General features: G+C 69.6%; 5 protein-coding genes. 2 read left to right on the top strand and 3 right to left on the bottom strand.

Translation table 11 applies throughout. The features are described 5' to 3' along the window. Window positions 1-436 precede the first annotated feature (436 nt). Window positions 437-1,435: a sigma-70 family RNA polymerase sigma factor gene (locus tag FNH08_RS39795; RefSeq protein ID WP_152776399.1), complete on the bottom strand. Its 999-nt coding sequence runs from the start codon at window positions 1,433-1,435 to the stop codon at window positions 437-439. Window positions 1,436-1,606: 171 nt separating this feature from the next. Here FNH08_RS39795 and FNH08_RS51190 point away from each other — a divergent pair, with 171 nt between their 5' ends. After that, window positions 1,607-1,771 (top strand): hypothetical protein, encoded by a 165-nt coding sequence (locus tag FNH08_RS51190; protein WP_194238783.1) that lies wholly within the window; start codon window positions 1,607-1,609, stop codon window positions 1,769-1,771. On the opposite strand, the gene FNH08_RS51185 is transcribed toward FNH08_RS51190, so the two are convergent. Beyond that, window positions 1,762-5,790, bottom strand: coding sequence for a wHTH domain-containing protein (locus tag FNH08_RS51185; RefSeq protein WP_194238782.1), 4,029 nt, complete (start codon window positions 5,788-5,790; stop codon window positions 1,762-1,764). The two genes, FNH08_RS51190 and FNH08_RS51185, sit on opposite strands and share 10 nt — an antisense overlap. 68 nt (window positions 5,791-5,858) lie before the next feature. Further along, window positions 5,859-6,620 carry a dioxygenase family protein gene (locus FNH08_RS39785; RefSeq protein ID WP_407704552.1) on the bottom strand — a complete coding sequence of 254 codons (762 nt, stop codon included), beginning with the start codon at window positions 6,618-6,620 and terminating at the stop codon, window positions 5,859-5,861. A gap of 154 nt (window positions 6,621-6,774) precedes the next feature. On the opposite strand from FNH08_RS39785, the gene FNH08_RS39780 reads away from it, so the two are divergent. Then, window positions 6,775-7,278 (top strand): MarR family winged helix-turn-helix transcriptional regulator, encoded by a 504-nt coding sequence (locus FNH08_RS39780; RefSeq protein WP_152776397.1) that lies wholly within the window; start codon window positions 6,775-6,777, stop codon window positions 7,276-7,278. Window positions 7,279-7,288: the final 10 nt, after the last annotated feature.

The raw sequence follows: 7,288 nt of genomic DNA, 5'->3' as shown, positions 1-7,288 counted from the left end.
CCGAAGCCCGGCTCGGGGAGAGTCCCGGCGCTGGGGGGGGGAGTGCGTCGGGACTTGGCTTGTGGACGCGGCTCGGGTGTGGGCCGCGAGTGTGGTGTGCGGATGCGGATACAGATGCGGTGTGCGGATGTCGTACGGCGACACGGACTTCGTAGCGGCTCGATCTCCGGGTCCCGGGCCTCCGGCTCCGGGCCTGGTGGATTTCCCGGGCCCGGAAGTCTTGTGCCCGCGGACAGCGGGGTTGAAGCGGCGGAACACGGCCAAGTCTGTGTCACCCACACCGACTTGAAGCCTTCGCGTCACCGGGTATGGCGGAGGGATGGCGGGCAACGTGCGCCGCCCGGCCCGGCCCGTCCCCGTCAGGGACCGGGCCGGTGCCACCGAGTCCTGCACTGCGTCCTGTCCCTCACGCCCCGCCGCGTCGCGCGCCGTGGCGTCACGCGGCCGCGTCGAACCCCGTGTCCCGCGCCAGCTTCTTCAGCTCCAGCAGCGCGTGCTTCTCGATCTGGCGGATGCGCTCGCGGGTGAGCCCGTGCTCCTTGCCGACCTCGGTGAGCGTGCGCTCGCGGCCGTCCTCGATGCCGTACCGCATCTTGATGATGGAGGCCGTGCGCTGGTCGAGACGCCCGATCAGGTCGTCGAGGCCCTCGCTGCGCAGCAGGGTGAGCACCGACTGCTCGGGCGAGACCGCGGAGGTGTCCTCCAGCAGGTCGCCGAACTGGGTCTCGCCCTCGTCGTCCACCGACATGTTGAGCGAGACCGGGTCGCGCGCCCAGTCCAGCACGTCCGAGACGCGCTCGGGGGTGGAGCCGAGCTCCTTGGCGATCTCGGTGGGCTCCGGGTCGCGGCCGTGCTCGCGGTTGAACTCGCGCTGCACACGGCGCACGCGGCCCAGCTCCTCGACCAGATGGACGGGCAGCCGGATGGTCCGCGACTGGTCCGCTATCGACCGGGTGATGGCCTGACGGATCCACCAGGTGGCGTACGTCGAGAACTTGAAGCCCTTGCGGTAGTCGAACTTCTCGACCGCGCGCACCAGGCCGGCGTTGCCCTCCTGTATCAGGTCCAGCAGGGGCAGGCCGCTGCGCGGATAACGCCGGGCCACGGCCACGACCAGCCGGAGGTTCGAGCGGATGAACACGTCCTTCGCGCGCTCGCCCTCGGCGAACAGGGCCTCCAGCTCCTCGCGGGTGGCATCCGCCTTGGCTTCCTCCTCACCGTCGAGGATCTGCCGCGCGAACACGCCCGCCTCGATGATCTGGGACAGCTCTACTTCCTTGGCGGCGTCCAGCAGCGGTGTACGCGCGATCTCGTCGAGGTACATGCCGACCAGGTCGCGGTCGGCGATCTCGCCGCCCGAGGCGCGAACGCTGAGTGCCGCGTCGTCTCCGCCGGTGGCGGACGTACGACGGGCGGCGACGGCACGGGTTGCCATGCGTGCTCCCTTGCGATGGTGGGCTAGCGGATGGTCCTGTGACGCTGGTGACACCCTCTCGGGTGCCCGGCATCCGAACGAAACAACGTCTGGAATCAGGACAGAATTCCCAACCCGCACCTCAATTTTTCTGATCATGCAGTACCCTGTCCGGCCACAAAGGGTGAACGAATGGCGGCAGAACGTACGTCACCGCAGGTCAGAAAGGGCGGCGAGGTCCGCGTCGAGGCCCTCACCAGCGCCTGGAACCACCCCGTACGTGAGACGCCCATCACCTTCGTTTCCGCCTTCTTCACACGGAAGGGCGCCCGCGCCTGGTTGCCCTCCTACCCCTGAAGACGAATCGCGTCCTCCGAAAGTTGCTCCTGGGCCCGGGGAAGCCTGGCCATCGCGGCGCGGATGGTGTCCGTGACCTCGGGGACGTCGATTCCCAGGCGGCGGAGGCGGGCGGCGGCTTCGGGGATGGTGATGCCGAGTCTCGCGGAAGCGGCGCAGAGGTGGCTCAGGGGGACCGGGTCTCCGGGCTGGATCCACGGGGACACACTGTCAAGGTCCTGACTGAGCAGCCTCAGGTCGTCGGCCAGATCGTCGGGGTGGAGGTGGTCGTGGCGGGGGACCCGAAATCCGTACGAGTCCAGGCGGACCGCGATCTCCTCGACGGGTCTTCTCAGCCCGCGGGCGGTGCCCAGCAGATCCGCCATGGAGACGTCTGTTCCACCCAGCTTGCGGTCACTCCAGAGGTTGAGCTCAGGGTCGAGCAGCAGGGCGTCGTCGAGCTCGTCCGGTTCCCGGGGAAAGTCCAACGGAACGGCGACTCCGAGCGCACGGAGCCGTTCCGTCACCATGGCCAGGGACCACCCCAACTCATCGGCCGCGGTCCGCAGGTCATGGAAGTCGAGCCTGTCGAGCAGACTCTGCGAGACGTCCTCGAGCCCGGCGGCGTCGAGGAATCTTCGGTCGTCTTCGGAGAGTTCGGCTGGCGGCGCCGTTCGAGGGCACAGCCCGTACTCGCTCAGCGCGGCGATCACGTCGTCCGTCTCCCGGCCGGATCGCTCCGCGGCCCGCCGCACATGCTCGAAGGGCACCTCCTTGCCGACGTCGAGCCAAGGGGGCTCCCCGTCGAGCCCGGTGCTGAGCAGGAGGAGATCGTCGGGGCGCGACCGTTCGGGCAGGTCGGTGACCGTCAGTCCGTAGGCCCTCAGTGTCCGGCACACGTCCGCGACGGGGAGGCCGGTGCGGGCCGAGGACCAGAGCACATGCCCCGGGGGGACCTCCTGCTCGGCAGCGCACCAGTAGCCCTCCCCCTCGCCATCCCTGCTCAGCAGGATGAGGTCGGTTCTTTCCGGGCGGTCCGGAAGGTCGTCGGCCAGAGAGACGTCGAACCCGTAGGGGGCCATGCGTGCGGCGGTCTCCACGATGCCGAGGCCGTGTCTCACATAAGCATCGAGGAAGTGGTCCAGCGGAACCGGGTCATTGGTGGAACACCAAACCGACATCGCTTCAGGGCCACGCCCAGCCCCCTTGAGGAGGGAGAGATCGAGTGGATCAGGATCGTCGTCGGGGTAGTGGTCGAGGGCCGTCACGTCGGCGCCCAAGGCAGTGGCGCGGAGGGCGACCCGCCGTGGGGTCGTCCCGAGCCGTGCCGCGGTCCACAGCACGAAACCGGGCTCGGACCAGTCCTCGGCCTCCAGCCACTCCCCGGACGGCGCGACCAAGGCCGCGTCCGACGGCAGGGCGGGGAGCAGGCGCCCTACTGTGCCCAGTTCCGGGACGAGGTCGATGAACCGTTGCGCCTGCCCGTGCGCGAGGAGCCGCCACAGCAGGACGTGGTCCGGCGCGCCCCTGGCCACACGGTCGCCCGCGCCCGTGGCCCAGCTGATGATTCCCGAGTCCCAGGGGAGGACCCCCACCTCGGCCGGTCTGAACGGTTTGCCGTCCCGCAGTTCCAGCTCCAGGTCGGTCGCCATGAGCGCCTCGGTGACGATGTCGGCGACCTTCGGGCTCCTCTCAGCCACACCGGTGAGCCATTCGGCGGTGACCTGGCCGTCCGTCGACATGATCAGTTCGCGCGCTGCCATGCGCAGCAGCCGTTCCACATCCTCCGACACATCGTCGAGGATCTGCAGACGGTCGACGGACAGCTTCGGGACGAGGTCCCCGGTGAGGTTCACGAGGGCCCCTCGCAGCACCGGGTGGCTGGCCGGGCGCACGAAGCGCGCCGTGACCCCCTGTGAGTCCGCCAGCACACCTCGGCGCTGCTCGGGCCGGGTCAGGATGCCGTCGACCAACACGGCACCGCCGGACTCGCACCAGACGACCGGCGGGGCGACAGCCCCCTGGGGAACCGGGCCGGGCACGTGCCAGCCCGAGGCCGTGAGGCTGTCCGAGCCGTCACCACTGGACCCCGGCTTCAGCCGGTATGCCCCCGCCTCCCACCGCGCCGACCGCACCCCGTGCTCGACCTCGACGTCGGCGTCCGACACCGCGAGCAGCCGCACCAGCTCCGTCACGCAGGAAGGCGCCTCCTTGCGCAGGTACAGCCGTACCGTGGTCCCCGGGTCCCGCCGCTCCCTGCTCCGCTCGATCCGGAACAGGTGGTTGGGCCCGTAGATCGCGACCTTGAAGCACGGCTCCGTCTTCGCCCCGTCACCATCCAGCCGACGCGTCACGACCTCGATCTCGTCCGCGATCATGAAGTAGCTGAGAACACCGATACCGAAGCGGCTGACGGGGTAGAGGTTGACGCCCGCGGCTTCCCAGCTCGCCCGTTCGTTGCGTACGTCCGTGAGATCGGTAAAGCGGGTACCCGCGCGGGCGAAGACACGGCTCAACTCGGACTCGCCCATACCGATACCGTTGTCCTCGCACAGCAGGTACGGGCGGCCGTCCGGCCCGGTTCCCTGCTCGAAGCGGATCCGCCCCTTCCAGTCGTCCGGGGTGGCCTCCGGCCGGGTCGCCAGGAAATCGGTGCGGGCCCTGCGGTAGCGACAGGCGTCCAGCGCGTTCTGGTAGAGCTCGCGGATCGCGAGGCCCGGGCTGCGGTACAGCTGGTCACCCATGAGCAGTTCCTGCACGCGGCGGGCGTCCACACGGAACTTGCTGTAACTCTCGAACTTGGGCCGGTTGTGGTCGTCGAGCGCCGCCTCGACTCCCTCGGCGGAGGCGCGTAGGGGCAACGCGCGCAGGGGCCCCAGGAGTTCGTCGCCGCGGGCCGCGCGGTGGATGTCGTAGAGCAGGACGTCGACCTGCTCCACATGCCGCCGCAACGCCTCGACGACGGCCTCGTGATGGCAGTCGACGGCCTGGAGCACCATGGGTCCGCTGTCGGTGTGCCAGGCGGCGCCCGCCACCGTCTCGTGCACTTCGGCAAGGTCGACGCGGTGCGGGATGCCGAGGTTCTCGACGAGGTCGTCGGGGAGGGCCGGGATGTCCAGGGCCCTGGCGCGGGCGATGGCCAGGAGGAGGGCGAGTCGGCGGACACGGACCTTCTGGGGTATGCCGCCTGTTCCAGGTACGGAAGCGGCGGACTCGATACGGTCGAGGCGCTCCGGTCGGCACATCTCCCCCAGCGGCAACCGCAGCCCGTACAGCAGCTCCCCGGCCCGGCGTCTGTGGAACAGGGCGGTCAACGAGGCGTTCCCCAACGGAAGCCGCTGGACCAGGTCCGTGTACGCCGTCCAGTGGTCCTCCGTCCCCCGTAGCCCGTGGTCGATCCACTGGTGAAAGAGCCACCACCCGATGTCCGACTCCGCGCCCGGGCGTTCGGGCAGGTCCAGCGTGGCCCGGCGGACGAGGCGTTCGTGGCCCCGGTCGAAGAACTTCTGGAAACCCGCCCGGTCTCCGGTGGCGCGGGTCGAGCGGAGGTTCGTTGGGCCGACGTGGGCGCGTCCGGCGGCCGTCCGCACCCACAGGGTCTGGGACAGGAACGGGGTGAGGGTGAGGAGCAGCACCTCGGCGGGCTGGAAGTCCCAGTCGGCACCGTCCTCGGCGCACACCAACAGGCTGATCTCGTCGTGGAAGCGGCTGGCGAAGGAGCGGTCCCACCACGGGTCGCGCGGGTCACCGGTCAACTCGCGCTCACCCTCGTCGTGCAGCACGGCGAGGACGGAGGCGACTTCACGCGCCGCCGACAGCATCGCGCCCGACGGGTCCCGGCCCTCCGGCACGGCCCTCCACAGTGGGGAGTCCGCGACCTCGCCCACCCAGGCGTGGGGCGACCGTGCCGGTTCGTCGACCGGGGATGCGGGTGCCGGGTAGTTGTTGATCACAACCGATGCCACGTCCCGCGCCTGGAGAGCCGCGCCGTGGACCGTGGTGTCGCTGATGCTGTTGTGTGCCCCGCCCGGATCTGTCACGCCGTCAAGCGTAGGAGCAAGTCCCCTCTCCTCTCAGGGGAAAGCTCAGAGCAGGGGGGTCTCGCGGCTCAGCCGAACTGCACCGACCGCTTCGCCAACCCCATCCAGAAGCCGTCGATCACCGACTTCTGGGCGTCCAGCTCGCCGGCCGCCTCGGCCGCGCCCATCGTGACGAAGAGCGGCGCGAAGTGTTCCGTGCGGGGGTGGGCCAGCAGGCCGGACGGGGACTTGCGGGTGAAGTCGAGGAGCGCGTCCCAGTCGCGGTCCTCCAACGCGCGGTGGCCCCAGTCGTCGAACTCGACCGACCAGGACGGGATGCCCGCCTGGCGCAGCGCGGCCAGGTTGTGGGTGAAGAAGCCGGAGCCGACGATCAGGACGCCCTCGTCGCGCAGGGGCGCCAGCTTGCGGCCGATCTCCATCAGCCTCACGGGGTCGAGGGTCGGCATCGAGATCTGGAGCACCGGGATGTCGGCCTCGGGGAACATCTCGACCAGGGGCACGTACGCGCCGTGGTCCAGGCCGCGGTCCGGGATGTCCTGCACCGGCGTGCCGGGGGCGCGCAGCAGCTTGCGGACGGACTCGGCGAGCTCGGGGGCGCCGGGGGCCTCGTACTTCACGCGGTAGTAGTGCTCGGGGAAGCCCCAGAAGTCGTAGACGAGGGGGATGGTCTCGACAGCGCCGAGGGCCAGCGGGGCCTCCTCCCAGTGCGCGGAGACCATCAGGATCGCCTTGGGGCGCGGCAGGCCGGCCGACCAGGCGGCCAGCTCACCCGGCCAGACCGGGTGGTCGGCGAGAGGCGGTGCACCGTGGCTCAGATAAAGGGCCGGCATCCGCCTCACGGTGGGGCGCTCTTCGGTGGCGGCGGACATGCGGGGCTTCCTCCGGTTTCAGACTTGAAGATATTGTTGAAACATCAACTTCTACGAGGTAGAGGTTACGCCTCATTTGTTCAAATTTCAAGGATGGGCCTCGTACAGTAGATACATGAATACGGCATCCGCTGAAGAGCCCCGCTGGCTCACCGACGAGGAACAGCGCACGTGGCGCGCGTACGTCCACGCCTCCACCCTGCTGGAGGACCATCTCGACCGGCAGTTGCAGCGTGATGCGGGCATGCCACACGTCTACTACCACCTGCTCGTGGTGCTGAGCGAGGCGCCACAGCGGCGGCTGAGGATGACCGAGCTGGCGATGCGCGCCAAGATCACGCGGTCGCGGCTCTCCCACGCGGTCGCCCGGCTGGAGAAGAACGGCTGGGTGCGGCGCGAGGACTGCACTGACGACAAGCGGGGGCAGTTCGCGGTGCTGACGGACCAGGGGTACGAGGTGCTGGCGCGGAGCGCGCCCGGGCATGTGCTCGCTGTGCGGCAGGCGATCTTCGACCGGCTGTCACCGGAGCAGCGGGGGGCCCTTGGCGAGATCATGCAGATCCTGGCTGAGGGGTTGCAGCCGAAGGAGGCGGGGGCGGATTTGCCTTGGTTGAGGTGAGTGTGGGGGC

The organism is Streptomyces spongiae, from assembly GCF_009377185.1.
Taxonomy (GTDB): domain Bacteria; phylum Actinomycetota; class Actinomycetes; order Streptomycetales; family Streptomycetaceae; genus Streptomyces; species Streptomyces spongiae.
Note: the sequence above shows the minus strand (reverse complement) of the source record. Positions and strands in the feature narration are given on the sequence as shown.